The sequence below is a fragment of the Acinetobacter sp. B51(2017) genome, assembly GCF_003711395.1.
Taxonomy (GTDB): domain Bacteria; phylum Pseudomonadota; class Gammaproteobacteria; order Pseudomonadales; family Moraxellaceae; genus Acinetobacter.
Window position 1 is genome coordinate 1 of record NZ_PJRJ01000087.1, and the last position, 1,043, is coordinate 1,043.

Consider the following 1,043-nt stretch of genomic DNA (forward strand, 5'->3'; position numbering starts at 1 on the left):
TCTACTGACATTTCTACGTTGTCACCAGGCATAACCATTTCAACGCCGTCTTGAAGAGAGATTGCGCCAGTTACGTCAGTTGTACGGAAGTAGAACTGTGGACGGTAACCGTTAAGGAATGGAGTGTGACGACCACCTTCTTCTTTAGAAAGTACGTATACTTCTGCGTCGAATTTAGTGTGTGGCTTGATCGCACCTGGTTTAGTCAATACTTGACCACGTTGAACGTCTTCACGCTTAGTACCACGTAGAAGAACACCACAGTTCTCGCCCGCACGACCTTCGTCAAGAAGTTTACGGAACATTTCTACGCCAGTTACAGTTGTTTTAACTGTATCTTTGATACCAACGATTTCAACTTCTTCGCCTACTTTCACGATACCTGATTCTACACGGCCAGTTACTACTGTACCACGACCAGAAATAGAGAATACGTCTTCGATTGGCATTAAGAATGCTTTATCGATTGCACGTTCTGGTTCTGGGATATAAGAGTCAAGCGCGTCAACAAGTGCAACAACAGCGTCTTCGCCGTATTGACCAGCTTCACCGTTAAGTGCAGAAAGCGCAGAACCACGGATCACTGGAGTGTCATCGCCTGGGAAGTCATAAGTAGAAAGAAGTTCACGAACTTCCATTTCTACTAATTCAAGAAGCTCTTCGTCATCTACAAGGTCGCATTTGTTTAAGAATACAACGATGTAAGGTACACCTACCTGACGAGAAAGAAGGATGTGTTCACGAGTTTGTGGCATTGGACCATCAGTCGCAGCACATACAAGGATCGCGCCGTCCATTTGAGCAGCACCAGTAATCATGTTTTTAACATAATCGGCGTGGCCCGGGCAGTCTACGTGAGCGTAGTGACGAGTTGGAGAATCGTATTCTACGTGTGAAGTATTAATTGTAATACCACGTGCTTTTTCTTCTGGTGCTGAGTCGATCGCAGCGTAGTCACGTGCTTCACCACCGAATTTCTTCGCACATACAGTTGCAATCGCAGCTGTTAAAGTTGTTTTACCATGGTCGACGTGACCAATTGT

1 protein-coding gene is annotated in these 1,043 nt (G+C 45.4%); it reads right to left on the reverse strand.

What is annotated here, in order from left to right; all coding sequences use genetic code 11:
- Positions 1-1,043, reverse strand: a 1,043-nt coding sequence (tuf, locus tag CYK47_RS15230; protein ID WP_122902601.1) for an elongation factor Tu, incomplete at both ends; no start/stop codon positions are given.